We start from the raw sequence: 19,500 nt of genomic DNA, 5'->3' as shown, positions 1-19,500 counted from the left end.
TGCTATGTTTGGACGATGGGTCGAAATCGAGTTTGACTGTTTGCCGCTTCGTAGCGTGGTGCGAATGGACGTACCGATCGATGCTTCGCCAGCGTACGAGCAATTCGTCGCGAGAGTCAAAGCGGCGATGGCCAAGCATGGTTCCCATAATACCTATTACCTACACCGTGGCGCATGCAGGTACTATCTAACTAACGATCCTCAGATCGGAATGGTGGAATTCGCTTTTGAGGGAACCGTGATGACGGGCGAAAAGGACTTGAAAACCAAGGCGCTTGAGTTGAAAGTTGAACTCAAAGGCGAGACATGTTCGTGGTTGACTGAGCCGTTGGTGGGATCGCTGGCGGAAAGTGCAGAACACGCCGTGATGGTCGAATTCGATCGCTATATCGAAGCGGGTGATTTGAAGAAAACCGAGGAACGAATCAAAGCGATCGAAGAACAAAGCGATGCCGACGGTGGGTTCATGGGGATGTACCTCTAAGCTGCCGATTTTGATGAACCAGAATCGAAGTCGTTAACGCAATCGCCGCCAATCCACTTTGCGGTGTCCAGCATAGAAAAATCCCCATCAGTACTTTGTCGAATTCCATGCCGAGCCCATTTCCCACGGCAATGGCAACGGCAATCAATGTGAACGCCGCTGGCATTAGGATCGCGACACGGCGTTGCCATGAAAGGTTCTTAGGCAACATCGCAATTGCAACAAGGCAAATGGGGCCGAGTGCGTAGATTGCAATTAACGTTTCGGGATGCACGGCCAATTTGCTTGCGATTGTCGTAAAGACGGCAACGATTGTCGTGGCAACCATCAAACCGAACAAACTGAATTGAATGGGTTGCTGGTTCATTCCTGCGGCTTCGGCTTCAAAATCTTCAACCATTCGGTTGAGCGGGTCACGATAGTGGGCGGCAACCAATCCAATGATCAAGCCAATCGCGGTCGCCACCAAAATATTGATTCCTAGCATCGGATAGTCCGCGAACATTCCGCCATAGGTGTTGCCGGCTTCCCAAACGATCATGGGAAATCCGATTGCTTCGTGAGTCGATTTTGGCTTGCCGATTAGGCTGCTCCAATCGGACGAGCGGAAGAAGTACGAGACCGCGTTGGTCATTGCCATGATCAGCATCCCAACCGCAGTCCCGCGACTAAACCAACGAAAACGCGAGCCCGCAAGCTGAGGCGTAGGATGATCGCTGGGTGAGGGAGTGTTCAAGATATTCGTCGCGTTGAAAGTGCCTAAAAGATTATGAGCACTAGGGATCGAGTTTGGCATTTGAGGTGCGAACAAGCACGCACATAATGTTTTGCATCTATCACATTCTAAAGGTTGGGCAACCGCATGTGAGCAGCCATGGCACGAAAAACGCCGGCCTTTTGGGGCCGGCGTTTCGTTAGTTTTCTCTCGACTAAATCAAGTCGTTAACTGGCTTAGCTCAATGCCGCTTGTGCTGCGGCCAAGCGTGCAATTGGTACTCGGAAAGGACTGCAGCTAACGTAGTTCAAGCCAACTTTATTGCAGAATTCGATCGACGCAGGGTCGCCGCCGTGTTCACCGCAAATGCCGACTTTCAAGTCCTTCTTCGTGCTACGGCCCTTTGCACATCCCATTTCGACCAATTGGCCGACACCGCTTTGGTCAAGCGATTGGAACGGGTCGACTTCGAGAATGTCTTGCGACAAGTAGTCGGGCAAGAATGTGTTGACATCGTCACGGCTGTAACCAAACGTCATTTGCGTCAAGTCGTTGGTGCCGAAGCTGAAGAAGTCGGCGTGTTCGGCGACTTCATCTGCTGTCAAAGCAGCACGTGGAATTTCGATCATTGTCCCGATCAAAATATTCAACTTGCCTTCGAACTTCTTGGATGCCTTGGTGTCTTCGATCACGGCTTCGACCTTGCCACGAAGCAATTCTAGCTCGTTCGCGGTTCCGACCAATGGGATCATGATTTCGGGTTGAGCCTTGATCTTCTTTTTGGCACAGTTGATCGCCGCTTCGACAATTGCTCGAACTTGCATTTCCAAGATTTCTGGGTAGGTCACGCTCAAGCGGCAACCACGGTGACCGAGCATTGGGTTGGACTCGTGAAGTGCCTCGCCTCGCTTGGCCACTTCGGATGGCTTCACACCGAGTTGACTAGCAACTTCTTTCCGGCTCTCGGTGGTGTGAGGCAAGAATTCGTGAAGTGGTGGGTCAAGCAAACGAACGGTCACTGGCAGACCATTCATTGCCTTGAAAATGCCTTCGAAGTCTTTGCGTTGGAACGGTAGCAACTTCTTCAGCGCTGCACGACGATCTTTTTCGTCTTCGGCCAAGATCATCGCTCGCATGTCGGTGATGCGGTCGCCTTCAAAGAACATATGCTCGGTACGGCACAGGCCAATACCTTCGGCACCGAAATCACGAGCACGTTTAGCGTCGGCGGGGGAGTCCGCATTCGTACGAATCGCAAGCGTGCGGTATTCGTCAGCCCACTTCATCAACTTCGAGAAGTCACCGGACAATTTCGGTTCTTGTGTTTCCACTTCACCCGACATTACCTCGCCGGTCGTTCCGTCAAGGCTGATCACATCGTTGACGCCGAACGTCCGTCCGTTGACCTTGATCTTCTTGGTCTTGGCGTTGATTTCGATTTCGCCGGCACCCGCGACACAGCACTTGCCCCAACCGCGAGCGACTACTGCCGCATGCGACGTCATTCCGCCGGTGCTAGTCAAAATCCCAGCCGAGCAGTTCATGCCGTCGACATCTTCTGGGCTGGTTTCTTTACGAACAAGGATAACGCTATTTCCCTTGTCGGATTCTACTCGAGCGTCCTCCGCGGTGAACGCCAATTTGCCCACTGCCGCACCTGGCGATGCGGGCAAGCCGCGGCATAGCACGTCGGCTGCGTTGCGTGCGGTCGGTTTGAAACTTGGCAACAGTAGTTGCGTCAAGTCGTTTGCAGGAACTCGCAAGACAGCGGTCTTTTGGTCGATCAACTTTTCCTTGACCATATCGCAAGCGATCTTAACCGCAGCAAGACCCGTTCGCTTTCCGGTACGGGTTTGCAGCATGTACAACGTTCCACGCTCGATCGTGAACTCGATGTCTTGCATTTCCGCGTAGTGGTCTTCGAGCGTCTTTTTGATGCCTAGCAATTCCTTGTGAACCGCACGATTCCATTTTGGCATGTCGGCAACCGGTTGCGGAGTTCGGATACCTGCAACGACGTCTTCGCCTTGCGCGTTGATAAGGAATTCGCCGAAGAACTTGTTTTCACCGGTGTTGGGATTACGAGTGAATGCGACGCCCGTTCCCGAATCTTCGCCCATGTTGCCATAGACCATCGATTGAACGTTCACTGCGGTTCCAAGCAAGCCGCGAATGCCTTCGATTTCACGATAGCGTACTGCGCGAGTGGTGTTCCACGAACCGAAAACCGCCATGATCGAAAGCTCAAGTTGCTTCATCGGATCTTGCGGAAAATTTTGGCCAGTGTGTTTCTTGAAAACAGCTTTGTATTCTTCGCAGAGCTTCTTCAAGCCTTCCGCTGGCACGTCGGTGTCCTCGGTGACCTTAAAGGTTTTTTTGACCGAATCGAACGCCTTCTCAAAGATGTGGTGATCCATCCCCATGACAACGTCGCCGAACATGTTGATCAAACGACGGTAAGCATCGTAAGCGAAGCGTTCGTTTTTGGTTGCTTTGGCTAACCCTTGGGTCGCTGTATCGTTTAAGCCAAGGTTCAAAATGGTGTTCATCATCCCTGGCATACTGACGGCCGCACCGCTGCGAACGCTGACTAGCAAAGGATTGGCATCGTCGCCGAATTTCTTGCCGGTTTCTTTCTCAAGCGTGGCGACTGCTTTGTTGACTTCTTCGGTCAAACCTTTCGGCAGTTTTTCGCCTGACTTGTAGTAGGCATCGCACACTTCGGTGGTGATCGTGAAGCCAGGAGGAACAGGAAGTCCGATCGAGGTCATTTCGGCGAGGTTCAGACCCTTACCGCCGAGCAATTGCTTTTCTTTGCCTTTGCCTTCGGTCTTGGTTTTGCCGAAGTAGTAAACCATTTTTCCAAGTTTGGAAGCTGCAGCAGCTTTTTTTGCCATGAGTCTTTCTCTGTTTGTACGTGCAGAACGATTCTGCTGAGGAACCGTTACGGAGTGTGTTTGGGTTAGAGGAAATCAATCAAGAATCTAGATGTCAGGATGGGCGTAAAACGTCCGAACGATCCCGGCTCTGGCCCGTGTTGGCCAGCGTGAAGAAAACACGTCTTTTAGGGCCAAACTCTATTTCCAAAAGCGAGTTGGGTCAATGCGTCGACGTTGATTTATGCAGTTTTTTGAGGGTGTTTTAGGGTTTTCTTTGAGTTTGTGTCTTTGCATTCCAGTGCATCCGAATGACCCGTTGCCGAAAGTCGTCGGGCAGCGTTTGCGCATAAAAAATGCCGCCTCCAAAAAGGAAGCGGCATTCAGTAGGGCTGACAGGAATCGAACCTGCACTCCAGTAAAGGAACTGGATCCTAAATCCAGCGCGTCTGCCAGTTCCGCCACAGCCCCGGGCACTAAGTGCTAAGCACTCAGAATTAAACAATCAAGCCTAGGCAATCAGGCTTAGCCTTCGGTTGCTTCGGTAACCACAGTTGGCACGACCCATACCTTCAAGCTGGCGTCGACTTCCCCATGCAAGTGGACACGCACCGTGTACAGGCCTAGTTCACGCAGAGGACCTTCGAGTCGGATTTGGTCTTGAGCCAACGTGAAGCCGGCACCCTTGAGGGCATCGACGATCTCTTGGGCTCCCACGCTGCCGTACAAATGGCCTTCGTCGTTGGCGTTCGCTTCGATCGTGATCGATTGTTTGCCAAGTTCGTCTGCCAAATCTCGGTAGCTCTTCAGCTTTTCGAGTTCCAATTCGCGGAGCTTCTCGCGATGCTTGTCAACCATGCGGGCGTGGTGATCGGTAGCGACCGTCGCTAGTCCTTGTGGCAACAAGTAGTTGAGCGCGTAGCCCGTGCGGACTTCGACGATATCGCCTTGTTTGCCAAGGTTCTCAACGTTGTGGATTAGAAGCAATTGAATGCCGCCATTGGGGCCTTTTGGCAATCGCTTGTAGGGCCGTTTGTAGGTCCGGCCGCCTTTGGTTTCTGTCTTCGGCATTACAAAACTCTGTTATTCGATAACGTTAAAAGGGTGTTAGAAAGGGATGTCGGGGTCGTCGTAACCAGGGCCGTTACCGGTTGGTTGGGCTTCGCGATTTCCCGGTGGGCTGCTATGCCCATCACTATGGCTAATGTTTTCGTTGGAGTCGTAAACGGCGTCTTCACGCACTTGTTGTTGCGGTCTCGGTCGTGATTGTGAGCTGCCGCCGGAGCCACCACCCGACCCACCGGGGCTGCCTAGCATTTGCATGCGTTCGCCAACCACTCGCAACTTGCTTCGTTTTTGACCGTCCGTTTCCCAAGTGTCGTACTTCAGCCGCCCTTCAACCAGCAGCGGTGATCCCTTGCTCAGGTATTCGCTGGCTACTTCGGCGGTTCTTCCCCATAGTGTGATGTCAACGAACGTTGTCTCTTCGACCCACTCGCCGGTGGTCGCCGATTTTCGTCGGTCGTTTACCGCCAATCCGATATCTGTTACCGCCAATCCGCCCGGTGTGTATCGAAGTTCGATATCACGCGTCAAATTGCCAACCAGAATAACGCGGTTGTAGCTAGCCATAGGGTACCTCTTGGAAAAAACGATGCCAACAATTGCACGGTTTGCATCCATGCAGCGGTTTGCATGCGAATGGTCCTTAACGCGATGCAGTTGCGTCGTCGGCAACCGCGTCCGCGTTACTTGTTTTGGCGGAATCGTCGGCCTCATCGCCGGAACTGGAGCCGGCCGAAGGGTTGAACGACTGGCCGCGAGCGTTCGCGATCATCGGTTCAACCAAACGTGGGTCAAGTTTGAGAGTCAATTCGCGGACCACGGGTTCGCAAAGCGTAAAGGCGCGAGCTAGATTGCTCAGGATTTCGCCTTCGGCTTCGAAGTATGCCAACCAATAGGTGCCCTTTTGGTGGCCATCGATTGGAAAGGCCAGCTTTTGTTCCATCCACAGTCGGTTCACAAGGACATTGCCGCCATGTTCCGTAATGATGTCTTCGAGCTTTTTGCCAACGCCGCCGGGATCGCGAGCGTATTGGTTGCTATCGAGGATGAATAGCGTTTCGTAAGTGTTTTTTGCCACGGTTCGTTCGTCTCTCTACAGTTTTCTGATCGCTAAAGGTTTTCACTGAAAGCTCGGTTTGCGAATCCTTCAGCGACTTGATTCGGGGTCCGCATTGAATTTGGTCATTGTTGAAGTAATTCCAACGCTGGTCCATTCGATCGCGGCGTAAGCAGCACGAGTCGTCGCCGCTTCTATCGTCTCTTGTTCACTCTTACTAAATTTGCCCAGCACGTAATCGACCACTTCCCACCCTTGGGGTGGTCGGTCGATCCCGATTCGAAGTCGGGGAAACGACTCCGTGCCGAGATGCCGGACAATATCTGCCAGTCCCTTTTGCCCGCCCGACGAACCACTTGGCCGTAGCCGAATTCGCCCGGTGGGTAAATTTAGATCATCGCAAATTACAATGATGTCTTCAGGAACCAACTTGAAAAAATCGACTGCCTTTCGCACGCTTTTGCCACTGGCGTTCATGTAGGTGTGGGGACAAAGGATGGCCATTTTTTCGCCATTCGACGTCCCTTCGGCCCACTCTCCTTCGAAGCGAATCTTCGAAGGATCCGCATGGATCAGCGCCGCAAATTTTGCAACCGCCATGAAGCCGACGTTGTGTCGCGTTTGTTCGTACTTGCGACCTGGATTTCCCAGTCCAACAATCAGCTTCATGCGTTTTATTCGTCTTCGTCTTCCTTGGGTCCGCCCTTAGCGATTACCGCCGGTTCGGCGGTTTCTCCGTCCGCGGCTTCTACAGGCTCTTCGACCCGAACTTCTTCAACATGGACGATGGGCGTGTCGCCGGGGGTGACTAATTCAACCCCTTCGGGCAACTCCAATTCCGATGCCGTCATCGTCCCACCAAGTGCCAATTCGGCCACATGGATCGTTAACCTCTCAGGAATTGCACCCGCTGGGCAGATGATGTCCACGTTGTGACGGTTTTCAATCAAAACGCCACCTTCGCTAATGCCGATCGCTTGGCCATGAACATGGATTGCGACTGTCATTTCGACCTTTTCGGACAAATTAACTCGCATCAAGTCCATGTGTAGTACGTCAATACCCAATGGATCCCACTGCATATCGCGAATGAGCGCGGTGTCTTTGATCGCACCCGTGAGTTCCACGGTTTTGGCGTGGTGTCGCAACAAAGCCTTCACTTGGTCAACTGAAACCGACAACGATTCGGTTTCTTGACCATGTCCGTACAAAACAGCAGGCACGAGGCCGCTTTGACGCAAACGCCGAGTGGCTCGCGAGCCCAATTGCTCTCGCTTCTCGACTTGCAATACGTCTGCCATGGCTGGACTAACCTTCCAGTCAGATTGTGATTCGGTAATAAATATTCAGGTAAATGCCGAACGCCGGCTCCTAAACCCTCTAGGGAAGCGGCTAAGTATGGCGGATTCGCTCCCATACGCAAGCCCAAAGCGACCGTGATTTGAAGGCATTTTTTCAACCCAGAAGCCGGCAGCTTGAAAACGCTACATGATATCTGCCGCTCGAACTTGCTTTACGCATTCTTCCCCATTCCGGTCGGCCCGTTCGGGACTTAGGTTCGCGACTTAGGTGGTGTGCACCGCCCCGACAGCTCCTCCGGTAATGCTGGAATAACCACATTCAAGCCAAGTTTCCTAAGTTCTCGGGATGCACCTTCGGTGTTGCGGCCGCTTCACAGATGCGCTGCTTAGCCGATGCGCTGCTTAGCCGGTGCGCTCTTCACAGAAACAGCGGCGAAGACGCGTTGGCCGGTACGGCCGATCCATAAGGTCACTGGGGTTTCGCCGCATTGGCGAAATTGCTTGACCCATTTCGCCGGATCGTGGTCCGTCCCACGCACTTTGATCGTTTCAGGATACCAATTCCGCTTGCGAAACTCTTTACGCAATTTCCGGTGGTCACAACTCCCAGCCCATGCGATTTGGCCGATGTTGGCCATTTTTTCTGTCAGAGTGCCCGAGTCGCCCGTCAAGAAATCTGCATCGCCCGTCAGGAATCCTGCCGATCCGCCGAGCGTCCGAAGGGAATATGTTTCTGCGAAAGTTTCGGTTAGTCCCGCCGCGCGGATTGCCGCGTCTGGGTCGACCAGGAATGCCATGGGGGCGTTGGCCGGTTTTGCTTTTGCGTTAAGCATTTGCGAATCAGCGGAAAAGATCGAAAACGCCCCGTCCCGGCGACCCACCGCCGCTGAAACCGTCCCGACTTGCTGTCCTGCCCGCTCGGTTGATTCCCCCAATAGCACGGTCTGCTCGCGAACGCTCCCTGACAATGACATCCAACACCGATGTCCCGACCTTTGGATCGGTTCAGGCAAAATTGCCGCCGGGGCCAATTTGATAATAGCCGAAGACGCTTTGCCTACCATCGCCATTACATCGTCAAGCTGCGGCTGGTAGTCCTCGGGACGTGTTGTCCGCTTGCCGCCCGCGCGGCGATCGGGGTCGACATGAAGCGATGCACCAGCCTCGATTGCAATCGATCTGGCGTCGGCACACACGGTGGTTGTCCTCTCGGCGGCTCCCGTATTGTCAAGCGTTTTGGCGGTAATGAATTGCAGGTTCGCATCGGCGTACTCGATCACACGTGGGTCTGAATCGACCGCTACCAGCTGGCAAGTCCCGCTGGCTCGCAATGCCAATTGCATCGCATCGCCGCCGATGCCACAGCACAAATCATAGGCTTTGGCATCTCCGAGCCATTGAGATTTCAGCTTCGCGATCTGCCACGGGGTTGCTTGTTGCAGCGATTTTTCCGTCACCCACCAAACGCCTGGCCCGAATTTCAGGCAAGCTTTCTTTTGTAGTCTCGCAATTAGAATGAGTTCGCTCAAGCGTTCCGAGCCGAATTGCGTTCGCAATCGTTCAGCATCCGCCGGGCGAGGCGCAGGCAAAGCGGCTAATTTGGCGATCACACTTCGGATGGATTCGACGTCGGTCATTTGGGTCATGGTAACGGATTGTGATTGTGGTGACGATTGAGAGCAAATTTCCGAACGTGCGATTGGATCGATGATTTGGAGACAAATGGAGTTCAAAAGTCGATATCGCTTCAAGGTCATCCTCTCCTGACTTCCCTTCCGGACCCAAGCGAACGATCCATGTCCTTCACCACCCGAGCTCGCAATGTTGCGATTGCCGCTACGCTTGTTGGCGGTCCGTACGTCGCCTCGGAAACCGATCTCGGGCGTGATACGATCGCTTCTCTTAAACAACCGTTTGCATCGGAAGAGGGCGTCAACGCTTACACGACTCTCACCAGCGGTTCGTCGTACGCGAATCATTCGCACTACGAAGTCGAGCAACTTCGCAATGCAAGTTCATCGAAATTTCGCTACGACTTAGAAACGGCGCAGCGTTTGGGCGCAATACCCGTTGCTGCCGAACAGCAACCGCAGCTTGTTGGCAGCACGGTGCATGACATTCGCGAAGTACTCCGTTTTGACATCACTCCCGAGTGGGTCTTACAGCGATTCTCACGTGTCAGTACCGTGCTAGCCGACTTGAAAATGGAGGGCCTGCGAGTCCCCATTGTCACTGGGACTCGCCCCGATGATTTGGCCGGAACGCTTAGTTTCTATTTTGATCCTACTGGCAAAGTCCAGCGGATCACGATCCATGGCTTCACTGGAGACCCTGCCCGAATGGCTGCGATCATGACGGAATACTATGGGCTCAAACCAGAACGTTCGCTCGAAGCAGGCGTGTTGACGCGAAGGTGGAATGGCGAACCGATTCAATTCATGCGGCTGACTCATGCACCCGTCGTCTACAGTGATGCGGTTCACCAAAAATTCACGGTGTTCATCGAAATGAACGAACCGGGCCTTGCGTACGGAATTAGCGATGAAGCGAAAAGGATCGTCGCATCGGACCGATACAGCGGACGCTGGTAGCGGGGGGCTACTGGTTAATCGATTCTTGAATTAACGATTCTTGAATCAATCGAATCGCTTCTCGCCGCATTTGTGCGACAAGCTCGCGCCGTGGTTTGTCGAGAGGCGTGGTCATTTCAAGATTCCGAGAATTTCTGAGCAGCGTTTCCGCTACTCGTATCCTTTTGGATCCTTTTCTTTTGAATCCTTGGACGGTATTTCTAGCAGCGCCACCGGTCGTGGCGCTAGCAGGAGCATTTGCAGGGTCAAGTGAAGAGCCGTCGAGCACGCTGCCTAGATCGCGAATGATTTGCTGGACATCCTCGGTAATCGGAACGTCCACCCGTGGTTGGCTCGCCGACCTTTCCACGTCACGCCTCATCGCTTCGGCCGAAGGGGCTTCGAGGGTGGTTGTTTGGGCATGGATCGACGCGAAAGCCGCAAGGCAAAATGCGATCAGCATTAAACCGGTAACTTGGGTAAACGTCTTCATGATGGCGCTTCGTTAGGGACGTGGTCTTCGAGAAGCCACCGTTTTACGGCAGGCGGCGTTAATTCCAAAGCCCAGATCCAATTTCAAAGCCCAGATCCCTAACCATAACTTCCTCGCTACAACTTTTCCGGTTAGGCAATCTTTTCTAAAGATCCGGGTTTTGTGGGCCGATAACTAGCAATACTACGACGTTTAATCTCGAGGGGGGATACCTCGAAGCATCGCTCCGTGTCACTTATGTTGCGCCGATTGAGCCTCCAAGCTGTTTCGCTTCTCTTATGCGCTGGATTCATTTTGGTCCAGGGTGGCTGTGTCGCACTGAATATCCCCAGCGAGCGGATTGCCGACCCAACGGACGGCGGCGGAATGTTTGGCGATTGGAATAAAGGCCAACATCGCGGGGCAGCAAATCAGGGCCCTCGTCCCACAACCTTTGCCGATGGGTCGGAAATCGCATTCGATTGCGACGACCTCGGTTGTAAGAGCGACGGTGAGGGCATGAATCGCGAATTTGGTTGTGGTCCACTTGAAGTCGACCCGTTTGATGATTCGGTGGACCAAAGCGGTGTAGTGAAGCCGCCTGAGATACCTTGGCCTCGCTTCCACCCGGTTCCTACCCGCCCTGTTTTTGGGCCGCGGCCGTAACCTCCTTGCTCGTAACCTCTCAGGTCGTAACCTCCTTGCTCGTAACCTCCTTGCTCGTAACCTCCTTGCTCGTAACCTCTCAGGGCGTCATCTATCTCCCTCAGGACATCGTTCATCGTTCATCGTTCCCGCTCGGCTTGGCATTGATTGTTGCCCGGCTTTGCTACTATGCCCATGTCCTGTCCTGCATCCGTTGTCGCTGAAATGGATGTTATCGTGACACGAATTTAGCGACCAGCCTCAGCGGGCGAACGCAATCCGAGCGGCAGTTTGCTTCGCTTGGGGGTCACAACGCACAGCGATGATCCTCGCGTCAATGGTGAGACTGTTCCGTATTTGAATTGCCAGATCGTGAGTGTTGAGATCGTCGGAATGGTCAACGGGATTTCCCGAAATTCCCTCATTCGACTCCGTTTTTGGCTAACGAAATCGCCTGTTTCTTTTCCTGTAAGCATGTCCAAGTTGCTCAAGCGTTAAGCTTGGTAAACCTTGCGGGCCGCCCTATATCACATCAAGCAATTGCGACAATTGGACCGATCCAAACAGCCATGCCGGTAATACCGGCGTTTGCTTGGCGATTCGTCGTAGTGTTCGCCATGATTGTGAATCCGACCGACTCGGGTATAGGGATATATGCGACCCACAATCCTCGTTTGCCCGGCTCTTGGCCGCTTTGTTTTCACCAGCGTCGTTTTGTCGCTTGTGACATTCTTGCAGCCAGCAGCCGCTCAATCGCCGTCTCAACGCGGCAGCAGTCCCGCCAGTCATCGGGAAACGCCGACGGTGCTCGCGATTCGCCGTGCCTCGCCTGCGGTCGTCAATATTCATGGCCAAAAAACCGTTCGATCGACTGCTGCCGGTATGGCCGGTGCCACCGGTCCCGATTCGTTCCGTCAAGTCAACGGAATGGGTACCGGGGTTGTGATCGACCCACACGGTTATGTGATCACCAACTATCATGTCGTCGAAGATGTCGATGACATCCTTGTTACGCTCAGTACGGGTGAGACAACGACGGCCGAATTAGTCGAAGCTCGTGTCCGAAACGATTTAGCGTTGATCAAGGTTAACGTCACCAGCGAAATTCCTACCATCCCTCGCGGCACCAGTAGCGACTTGATGGTTGGCGAGAAAGTGATCGCAATCGGCAATGCGTTTGGCTACGTCCACACCAGCACCGAAGGGATCATCAGCGCACTGCATCGCGATGTCCCGGTCAACGAGACGCAAGAGTATAGCGATTTGATTCAAATCAGTGCCGGCATCAACCCGGGCAACTCGGGTGGACCGCTGCTGAATATTGATGGCGAAATCATTGGCGTGAATGTGGCTGTTCGTGTCGGTGCACAGCAAATTGCTTTTGCGATTCCAATCGATCAGGTGGTTGAAACCGTCACGGGGATGATAGACGACCACAATGAACAACGACTTCTTACGGGGCTGCGAACGAACGGCGGACCTCGCGATGGCGACGGAGTTACTGTCGCCCATGTCGCTGCAAACAGTCCGGCCGCCCGGGATGGGCTGAAGCCAGGAGACCGCGTGGTCCGCGTTGGTGCGCAGTCGATCGACGATCGGCTTGACCTTGCTTTGGCCCTTTTAAGTGCCAATCCAGGGGATGCGTTAAAGATTGCGGTCGAGCGAGACGGTCACCGTGTTGATGTGGCAATGCGTATGGAAGCGGCCCCGAGTCGGCTTTCCAGTGCATCGATCGGAGAGTTGGCATGGTCGACGATCGGGATCCAAGCTCGGCCCGTCGCCGACTCGACGGTTCGCCGGCTCAACAGTCGCATGCGAACGAAGTATCGTGGGGGGCTGTATATCACATCCGTTCGATCGGGTTCCCCCGCGGACCAGCAGGGGATCAGTGCCGGTGATGTACTGCTAGGGATTCATGGTTGGCAAACGGCAAGCCTGAGTGACTTGGCAGGCATCTTGGAGCATCCCGAAATGCAACGAGGTCCGCGAGCGAAGTTCTACATTGTTCGCAAGGAGCAAACGCTGTTCGGTCATCTTCAAATTGCGGCTCAGCCGGGAACCGTGCATATCGAAGACTCACGTCGATAATGATTTGGCGGAGTGATCGTGCCACACTCGCCGATTGACGCGCACGTCCCGGGGTAAACTTGTTCGCAGCGACCCGCAAACGCTCGCAAGTTTACCGACCCAGCCGGGACGAGAGCGCGTCAACGCTGCGAACCTTCGGCCTTCGCCATCGGTCCTGTTCCCGCTGGTTGTCCCCTCGGATCTGGCTATACTAACGACCGAGTGGAAAATAACTGCTTGACTAGTAATCGCTAGTAACGCGTAGGAATCGGCCCTAACGTCAACGGCCGCACTTATTTTCCGCTCGATTCAATGCGTAGCACTCGCGCCCATAGCTCAGCTGGATAGAGCAACGGACTTCTAATCCGTAGGTCGTAGGTTCGAATCCTACTGGGCGTGCTTCGCTTCTTTGGGCTCGATTGGAAAGGCCTATAGCTCGATCGCCTGATCTTTTTTCATGCGAGTCGATGCCGCTTTCCAGAGGTCGCCGTCGACACTGTTGGTAATAAACTGTGTCGATCCATCGCCATAGAGCACGTTCACGCCCCCCGCGTGACGACTGCGAGCGGTTCGCCATCCGAACGGCGTGTAGATCGTATCGGCTCCCCCGGACAACTTTGCGCTGATGCAATCGTGAGTCGGAGAATTGGGAACGAGGTAGTGGTTGTAAAGGGCCGTTCGGTATTCGCCGCTCGCCCAGGAAAAACCGCGAGGGTCAGCGTAGTTCCAACTTGGCGCAATCCGACACGCAAACTCGGTCAGTGGTGAGGCGAAAGAAAATTTGTAGGCGGTGTCCGGGTGGCGTTGGCTTGAGCCTGACTCACCGAGCAGGCTTTCGGACAACACAATCGTTTGCGACGAGCCATCTTCAATATCCGAGATACGTGTTCTTGAATTGACGTAGAACACACCGTCGGTGTCAATCGGCGTGCCACCCCCGGCACCGCTTCCGGTGCAAGCCGCATAGTTGGTCGGGCCAAAGCTTTGGCTCAAGCGTTCGCTACGGTCACTCGGGCAAAGGAAGTCAGGGACGATCAATTGCACGCCCGCGACGTTTTCAGCGGTGATCCCAAAGGTGGCCGTGTAAAGCGGTTTGCTTAAATCGATGCGGTCGACGACATTGGATTTCTCCATGAAGGGAGAAACCGATGCGAGTGCTGACCAGCGATAGAAAGTCCAAGGCGTGCTGGGGACATCCACATATTGTTTTGCGACCGCACCGGCCGGTAAGTGATCGAACGCGGCATGATGGTTGTGCATCGCAATTCCAATTTGCCGCATCCGGTTTTTGCATTGCATGTTCCTCGCACTCTCGCGAGCCGCTTGAACCGCAGGCAACAGCATTGCAACCAGGATCCCAATGATTCCAATCACTACCAAAAGCTCCACCAGCGTAAACGCTCTCGCGAGGGTGAAGCGGATGCGGCGGGCGTTGGACGTCGGCATCAAGGGCGGCGCTTTGGGTTGGCGATTGTTTGGAAGGCTCAGGCGAATCACCCCAGTTTAGGGAGCATGCGCGGTGAGCGGCAAGACGCTTGACGGCGGTTTTGAGCGGAAAACCGCCTCGCATCGATGCATGCGGCCAATCGTTTGCCGCAATAAAAGCGATCTATTCGGCTCTTAGGCCACGAGGTTGTGAGCTTAATACCGCTTTCGCCGGCGAATAGCCACCCCGGCGACACATAGCGTCAGCATCGCGACCGAGCTCGGTTCGGGGACCGCTGAGGGAACGAAGATCACACTACTGAGCGGAGTTACTGTCGAGCCCGTCTGCGCGACCAGGGATCCGCTACTGTCAAATTTGAACAGCCCGCCATTGGATTGGAAATTGTCAGCTGCGCTTGTGGGGTTTGTCCGCCCTAATGCGGCTACAAATAAGTTGCCGTTCTCATCGTATGCAACCCCTGCGGGGCTGGTAAAATCTGGACTCGCGAATGTCCCTGATGGCAGAGGCAATAGGGCTGCGTCAATCGTCAAGTAAGGATTGCTAAGTCCGACGCCATTTTCATCAAAGCGAAGCAGATCATTACTGAACGCAGCACCTCCCACAACAAAATTGTCATTCGAATCAAAGGCAATCATGCCATTGGCCAGTGGGGATGGGGCAAGCGACGAAACGATGCTCGTGTTCGGGTCAAATTGAAATATACCCGCTCCGGCAAAGGTGGAAATGAGGAGACGGCCGTTGCTGTCGAACGCTAGTCCGCTCGGCTGATTATTGCCGACACCAATATCGGGAACCGTGATGGTGTTGACTTGGTTCCAATTGGAATCGAACACGCTGATGGAGCTTCCGCCGTTGTCGGAGACAAAGACTTGCCCATTTGAGTCAACCGCCAAACCAGCGGGGGTTGTTGACAATTGGTGGAAACCGAGCGTGGAGCCTGTGTCGGCGTCAACGGTGTATATCCGTTGTGATATCCGAGCACTAACGTAAAGCTGTCTCGTTTGGTTGTTCAATGCGATACCGGATAGACCTGGAAATGGATCGCTCGCAGAGGCAATCGATGCAAAGGTCGTTTGAGCTAGCGTGTCGGGATCAAACCGCTCCAAAGTTCCCGAAAAGAAACCGGTCGCGATCACTTCCCCATTTGCCGAATGAATACCGCCACAAAGAGAAGCAACCAGCCCAATGGAAGCGGTGACCACCCACCCGGAAAAACGGCCAGAAACCTTATTCAATATCATCATGTTGTCCATCGAGTATGTTTAAATTCAACAAGCGAGCCAGTTCTAGGCTTCCCCTTGTCTTGCGACATTCAATCACTCTAGTAGGCATCCAACGCGTTGGCAAGTGTTCAGAAAAGGTGTGAAATTGTCATACTTTTGAGGGCCTTTGCCGAGCTATTGAAAGCCGCTGGCGTCGTGCTGTCGAATCCAGAATGCCTGATGATGCGAGAGTCTCAAGCGAAGTTTTAGAGGGCAACTTCATAGGTGCGGCTAAGCGATCGATGAGCGGTTGGCATCAAAATTCGGCCAAAGCTTGAACACCAACCATTTGGCGAGAGGCTTGTCGAAGCAGTGGGCTGTCACTCGGAAATAAGTCGGAAAGTCGTGGGCTCCGGAAAGGGAAAGCGAAGGACTAGAATGGACTCCATCCGCGTCCGCAAACCGATGCGAACGCCTAACGGTGGCGGATTGAGTGAGGTGTTGGAGGGAAAAGTGCCCGTCCTGAGCTATCGGAGCAAGATATGGATTTCTGGGATAATCATTCGTTGCTATTTGTATTGGCGATGTTCTTTTTTCCTCGCCTGACGATGTTGTTCGCGACCACGTATGGCGGAGGATTTCTGTATTGGCTCGGGTGGTTGTTCGCGCCTCGATTGACCGTCGCCATTATCGCCACAATGTTGTACGGAGACACCAATATTGTGTTGGTGGTGTTGACGTGGTTTTGGGCAATCGGCGGCGAATCCACCGAAAAGACCGTCGCATCAAAACGAGCGAGGGATTGATTCGCACTGGTACTCTTGAGTCGCGTGCCCCCAACCGGCCACGAATCCATGCGCGGTCGTTGTGGGAGTTCTGAGGCGACGCGGCTGGCGACGAGAAGCCTTTGCTAACAAAAAAGGCTCGAAACGCTTCAGGAAAGACGAGCCGAACGCAGGGTCCATCGAAGAGCCTCCGCGACGTTATCTGGGGCATGCGACGTTTTGTGGGGCAATGCGAAAAGTCAGGAGCGGCAATGCGAAAAATAGGGGTGGCAGGACTCGAACCCGCGACAAAGGGATTATGAGTCCCCTGCTCTAACCGACTGAGCTACACCCCCGGCAAGACGATTTTAACGCAAAATCGACATCGAGGCACAGGGGGCCCAATTGTCTCTCTACCGACGGTGACGCAAGCGGGACATGTGAGGCTGCCGGGTTGCCAGAGCGATGGTGGGTCATCCATAATAGCAGCTGTCCATTTAAGCATTTTTAGAATTTAGAGCGGTAAGTATGAGCGAGACGAAAGTCACCGGCGTGGTCCATTTGATCGAAGACACCAAAACATACGGAAGCAAAGGTTTCCGCAAGCGTTTGGTTGTTTTGGAACAAGACAAAGGTAGTTTTACTAATTATGTCCCTGTCGAATTCATCAAAGATGGATGCGACTTGGTAGATGATATGAACGTTGGGGATGAAATCGAAGTCGTCTACCGGCTCAACGGACGGCGTTGGCAACGCGATGAACAAAGTGAAGTCAAATTCTTTCTTAACGCCGAAGCGTTGTCATTCCGATTGGTCAACAGTTCGGGCGACACGATGAGTGAGCGAGTGACCGATTCGCCCAACGATGCTTTCGACGAAGCAAGCGAACAAGACGCCCCGTTCTAAACGTGCGATTGTGATGGTCGCCTTTTGTTCCGAAAACGATGCACCCATCGGGATGCTGCTTTCGAAGACCGAAAGGCGACTTAGGTTGAATTCGTCTGAGTGAGCTTTTTCACAAGCATCACAACGGCGACCGTAAATGCGAGTGCAGCCAAACCGCAAACCAACGCGTTTTGGTAATGTCCAAAAATGACGTTTCCAACGCCCGGTAGGATCGAATAGACGACACCGGTTGCGCACAGGGCTGCCAAAATCGATAGTCGTAAATCGCGATCAACCTTCACGTTTGGATTTCGTTCTGCAACGGGTCCCCAAAAAATGCCTCCGGGACGCACTTTTTGGAAAAAGGCGTCGAGCGTTTTCGGGTCATCGGCGGGGGTGATGTAGGTCACAACCACCCACAACAGAATGGTTAGCATCGCAACGCCGAACATTTTCTCTTCGGGGCGCAGAGGGCCATAGCCGATCGCCACCGATAGCGGTTCAATGGCAAGGAAAAAGACGAGCGATCCGAGCATCGACGAGATTTCACTCCACGCATTGATTCGCCACCAGAACCATCGAAGCATGAAAACGGCTCCGGTTCCAGCACCGAGGGCCAGTAGAAGTTGCCAACCGGCGTCGACCGACTTGCCGAACATCAACACTGAGGCAACGCCACCGGCAATCAGCACGATCAACGACGCGTAACGTGACGCGCGGGTCAATTGAGCATCCGATGCGTCGGGGCACATAAAACGCTGGTAGACATCGCGGACCAAATACGATGCACCCCAATTCATCTGCGTGCTCAATGTGGACATGAACGCTGCAAAGAAGGTCACCGTCAACAAACCGCGAAGCCCAGGCGGACTCAATTCACGCATCACCCGCGGGTAACCAATCCCTGAATCAAAATTGGGATCAGCGATCTCTTGAAGTCGCAGTTCGGGGTACATGGCTAGCGCCGCCAAGGCAACAATCAACCATGGCCAAGGACGCAAGCAGTAGTGTGCGATCTGGAACCACAGTGTCGCTAGTAGTGAATGCGTTTCATTCTTGCACGCCGCCATTCGCTGGACCACATAGCCACCGCCGCCTGGTTCGGCGCCGGGATACCACGTAGCCCACCACTGGACTAACAACAGCAGCAGAAAAATATGGACCGGTAACCAAGCGTTGTCACCCGAGAAGTCGGGAATCAGATGAAACGCCGCCGTTCCTCCGTCACCATAGTTTTCGATCACCTTGGCTTCCAGTTCCGCCGCACCGCCAAAGTGATTCACGGCGATCCATGCCAACCCGATGCAACCCGCCATGGCCAAGACGAACTGCATCGCATCCGCGACTGCGACGCCCCACATGCCGGAAAGCATGCCGTAAATACCGACGAGAACCAGGGTACCGAAGATGATGATCCACGGTCGGATCGATAACGCCGCGTCGCCAAACAGGGCGGTTTCAAACCCCGTTGCGGCTACTTCGTAAAGTATGGTCTCGTTTAGCACTTTATACATCGCCGATGAAACCCAGCCGATGATGATCGGGTTGACAATCAAAGAGATGTAGACCGCTCGGATGCAACGAAGCGATGCAGCGGGTTTCCCAGAGTAACGCATTTCGACCAATTCGACATCGGTCATCACTTCGGCACGTCGCCAAAGTCGGGCGTAAACGAATGCGGTGATCATGCCACCAAGAGCAAACGACCACCAAACCCAATTTCCGGCGAGTCCATGTTGGATGGTCAATCCGGTGACCGCCAAAGGTGTATCGGCGGCGAACGTGGTTGCCACCATCGACGTGCCCGCGATCCACCAGGGCAGATTACGACCGGAAACGAAGTACTCGTCGATATTCTTGCTGGCACGATTCCGAAACCAGAACCCGATGGTCACTGTGATCGCGAGGTAGGCGAGGATGATCGAGTAGTCAATCGGCGTGAGGATCATG

General features: G+C 53.8%; 18 protein-coding genes and 3 tRNA genes. 7 read left to right on the top strand and 14 right to left on the bottom strand.

All coding sequences use genetic code 11. The annotated features are described in order from the left end of the window. The first annotated feature begins 4 nt into the window (after positions 1–4). Positions 5–484 (top strand): hypothetical protein, encoded by a 480-nt coding sequence (locus CA13_RS05950; RefSeq protein WP_146395043.1) that lies wholly within the window; start codon positions 5–7, stop codon positions 482–484. Here the strand turns inward: CA13_RS05950 and CA13_RS05945 are convergent. The 9 genes from CA13_RS05945 to CA13_RS05905 all read right to left on the bottom strand — a co-directional run bounded on the left by CA13_RS05945 (position 465) and on the right by CA13_RS05905 (position 9,144). Further along, positions 465–1,220: a hypothetical protein gene (locus tag CA13_RS05945; protein WP_146395042.1), complete on the bottom strand. Its 756-nt coding sequence runs from the start codon at positions 1,218–1,220 to the stop codon at positions 465–467. The two genes, CA13_RS05950 and CA13_RS05945, sit on opposite strands and share 20 nt — an antisense overlap. 215 nt (positions 1,221–1,435) lie before the next feature. Further along, positions 1,436–4,096, bottom strand: a complete 2,661-nt coding sequence (gene ppdK, locus CA13_RS05940) for a pyruvate, phosphate dikinase (RefSeq protein ID WP_146395041.1) — start codon at positions 4,094–4,096, stop codon at positions 1,436–1,438. Positions 4,097–4,462: 366 nt separating this feature from the next. Next, positions 4,463–4,546, bottom strand: a tRNA-Leu gene (locus CA13_RS05935). A gap of 54 nt (positions 4,547–4,600) precedes the next feature. After that, positions 4,601–5,146: a 50S ribosomal protein L9 gene (rplI, locus tag CA13_RS05930; protein ID WP_146395040.1), complete on the bottom strand. Its 546-nt coding sequence runs from the start codon at positions 5,144–5,146 to the stop codon at positions 4,601–4,603. 36 nt (positions 5,147–5,182) lie between these two features. Beyond that, a complete protein-coding gene (ssb, locus tag CA13_RS05925; RefSeq protein WP_146395039.1) occupies positions 5,183–5,707 on the bottom strand; it encodes a single-stranded DNA-binding protein in 525 nt (174 codons plus the stop codon). A gap of 76 nt (positions 5,708–5,783) precedes the next feature. Beyond that, positions 5,784–6,218: a 30S ribosomal protein S6 gene (rpsF, locus tag CA13_RS05920; RefSeq protein WP_146395038.1), complete on the bottom strand. Its 435-nt coding sequence runs from the start codon at positions 6,216–6,218 to the stop codon at positions 5,784–5,786. A 69-nt stretch (positions 6,219–6,287) separates the two neighbouring features. Beyond that, positions 6,288–6,866: an aminoacyl-tRNA hydrolase gene (gene pth / locus CA13_RS05915; protein WP_146395037.1), complete on the bottom strand. Its 579-nt coding sequence runs from the start codon at positions 6,864–6,866 to the stop codon at positions 6,288–6,290. 5 nt (positions 6,867–6,871) lie between these two features. Continuing rightward, positions 6,872–7,498 (bottom strand): 50S ribosomal protein L25, encoded by a 627-nt coding sequence (locus tag CA13_RS05910; protein WP_146395036.1) that lies wholly within the window; start codon positions 7,496–7,498, stop codon positions 6,872–6,874. Positions 7,499–7,884: 386 nt separating this feature from the next. Continuing rightward, entirely contained in the window at positions 7,885–9,144 is a 1,260-nt protein-coding gene (locus CA13_RS05905) for a class I SAM-dependent methyltransferase (RefSeq protein ID WP_146395035.1), read from the bottom strand. A 150-nt stretch (positions 9,145–9,294) separates the two neighbouring features. Between CA13_RS05905 and CA13_RS05900 the strand changes: the two genes are divergently transcribed. Further along, positions 9,295–10,089, top strand: a complete 795-nt coding sequence (locus CA13_RS05900) for a DUF6690 family protein (protein ID WP_146395034.1) — start codon at positions 9,295–9,297, stop codon at positions 10,087–10,089. A 7-nt stretch (positions 10,090–10,096) separates the two neighbouring features. Here the strand turns inward: CA13_RS05900 and CA13_RS05895 are convergent, their stop codons facing one another. Continuing rightward, positions 10,097–10,561, bottom strand: coding sequence for a hypothetical protein (locus tag CA13_RS05895; protein WP_146395033.1), 465 nt, complete (start codon positions 10,559–10,561; stop codon positions 10,097–10,099). 237 nt (positions 10,562–10,798) lie between these two features. Here CA13_RS05895 and CA13_RS05890 point away from each other — a divergent pair, with 237 nt between their 5' ends. From CA13_RS05890 to CA13_RS05880, 3 genes are all read left to right on the top strand, one after another. Continuing rightward, positions 10,799–11,206, top strand: coding sequence for a hypothetical protein (locus tag CA13_RS05890; protein ID WP_419195086.1), 408 nt, complete (start codon positions 10,799–10,801; stop codon positions 11,204–11,206). Positions 11,207–11,839: 633 nt separating this feature from the next. Beyond that, positions 11,840–13,273 (top strand): trypsin-like peptidase domain-containing protein, encoded by a 1,434-nt coding sequence (locus CA13_RS05885; protein WP_146395031.1) that lies wholly within the window; start codon positions 11,840–11,842, stop codon positions 13,271–13,273. A gap of 304 nt (positions 13,274–13,577) precedes the next feature. Next, a tRNA-Arg gene (locus tag CA13_RS05880) sits at positions 13,578–13,651 on the top strand. Between the two features lie 30 nt (positions 13,652–13,681). On the opposite strand, the gene CA13_RS05875 is transcribed toward CA13_RS05880, so the two are convergent. Both CA13_RS05875 and CA13_RS05870 read right to left on the bottom strand, forming a co-directional pair. Beyond that, positions 13,682–14,698: a DUF1559 domain-containing protein gene (locus CA13_RS05875; RefSeq protein ID WP_146403445.1), complete on the bottom strand. Its 1,017-nt coding sequence runs from the start codon at positions 14,696–14,698 to the stop codon at positions 13,682–13,684. Between the two features lie 195 nt (positions 14,699–14,893). Beyond that, positions 14,894–15,943 (bottom strand): PEP-CTERM sorting domain-containing protein, encoded by a 1,050-nt coding sequence (locus tag CA13_RS05870; protein ID WP_419193984.1) that lies wholly within the window; start codon positions 15,941–15,943, stop codon positions 14,894–14,896. 500 nt (positions 15,944–16,443) lie between these two features. Between CA13_RS05870 and CA13_RS05865 the strand changes: the two genes are divergently transcribed. Continuing rightward, entirely contained in the window at positions 16,444–16,707 is a 264-nt protein-coding gene (locus CA13_RS05865) for a hypothetical protein (protein WP_146395029.1), read from the top strand. A gap of 240 nt (positions 16,708–16,947) precedes the next feature. Here CA13_RS05865 and CA13_RS05860 read toward each other — a convergent pair. After that, a tRNA-Ile gene (locus tag CA13_RS05860) sits at positions 16,948–17,021 on the bottom strand. Between the two features lie 172 nt (positions 17,022–17,193). Here CA13_RS05860 and CA13_RS05855 point away from each other — a divergent pair. After that, positions 17,194–17,571, top strand: coding sequence for a DUF3127 domain-containing protein (locus CA13_RS05855; RefSeq protein ID WP_146395028.1), 378 nt, complete (start codon positions 17,194–17,196; stop codon positions 17,569–17,571). Between the two features lie 80 nt (positions 17,572–17,651). On the opposite strand, the gene CA13_RS05850 is transcribed toward CA13_RS05855, so the two are convergent. Then, a complete protein-coding gene (locus CA13_RS05850) occupies positions 17,652–19,499 on the bottom strand; it encodes a sodium:solute symporter family protein (RefSeq protein ID WP_146395027.1) in 1,848 nt (615 codons plus the stop codon). Position 19,500 lies beyond the last annotated feature (1 nt).

Origin of the sequence: Novipirellula herctigrandis (genome assembly GCA_007859835.1) — a bacterium.
Classification (GTDB): Bacteria; Planctomycetota; Planctomycetia; order Pirellulales; family Pirellulaceae; genus Novipirellula_A; species Novipirellula_A herctigrandis.
Note: the sequence above shows the minus strand (reverse complement) of the source record. Positions and strands in the feature narration are given on the sequence as shown.

Coding starts and splice junctions, on each gene's coding strand:
- CA13_RS05870 (WP_419193984.1), bottom strand. CDS start 15,943: ATGATGATATTGAATAAGGTTTCTGGCCGTTTTTCCGGGTGGGTGGTC.
- CA13_RS05950 (WP_146395043.1), top strand. CDS start 5: ATGTTTGGACGATGGGTCGAAATCGAGTTTGACTGTTTGCCGCTTCGT.
- CA13_RS05890 (WP_419195086.1), top strand. CDS start 10,799: ATGTTGCGCCGATTGAGCCTCCAAGCTGTTTCGCTTCTCTTATGCGCT.
- CA13_RS05855 (WP_146395028.1), top strand. CDS start 17,194: ATGAGCGAGACGAAAGTCACCGGCGTGGTCCATTTGATCGAAGACACC.
- ppdK (WP_146395041.1), bottom strand. CDS start 4,096: ATGGCAAAAAAAGCTGCTGCAGCTTCCAAACTTGGAAAAATGGTTTAC.
- CA13_RS05865 (WP_146395029.1), top strand. CDS start 16,444: ATGGATTTCTGGGATAATCATTCGTTGCTATTTGTATTGGCGATGTTC.
- CA13_RS05875 (WP_146403445.1), bottom strand. CDS start 14,698: ATGCCGACGTCCAACGCCCGCCGCATCCGCTTCACCCTCGCGAGAGCG.
- rplI (WP_146395040.1), bottom strand. CDS start 5,146: ATGCCGAAGACAGAAACCAAAGGCGGCCGGACCTACAAACGGCCCTAC.
- CA13_RS05895 (WP_146395033.1), bottom strand. CDS start 10,561: ATGAAGACGTTTACCCAAGTTACCGGTTTAATGCTGATCGCATTTTGC.
- CA13_RS05885 (WP_146395031.1), top strand. CDS start 11,840: ATGCGACCCACAATCCTCGTTTGCCCGGCTCTTGGCCGCTTTGTTTTC.
- CA13_RS05850 (WP_146395027.1), bottom strand. CDS start 19,499: ATGATCCTCACGCCGATTGACTACTCGATCATCCTCGCCTACCTCGCG.
- CA13_RS05905 (WP_146395035.1), bottom strand. CDS start 9,144: ATGACCCAAATGACCGACGTCGAATCCATCCGAAGTGTGATCGCCAAA.
- ssb (WP_146395039.1), bottom strand. CDS start 5,707: ATGGCTAGCTACAACCGCGTTATTCTGGTTGGCAATTTGACGCGTGAT.
- CA13_RS05910 (WP_146395036.1), bottom strand. CDS start 7,498: ATGGCAGACGTATTGCAAGTCGAGAAGCGAGAGCAATTGGGCTCGCGA.
- CA13_RS05900 (WP_146395034.1), top strand. CDS start 9,295: ATGTCCTTCACCACCCGAGCTCGCAATGTTGCGATTGCCGCTACGCTT.
- pth (WP_146395037.1), bottom strand. CDS start 6,866: ATGAAGCTGATTGTTGGACTGGGAAATCCAGGTCGCAAGTACGAACAA.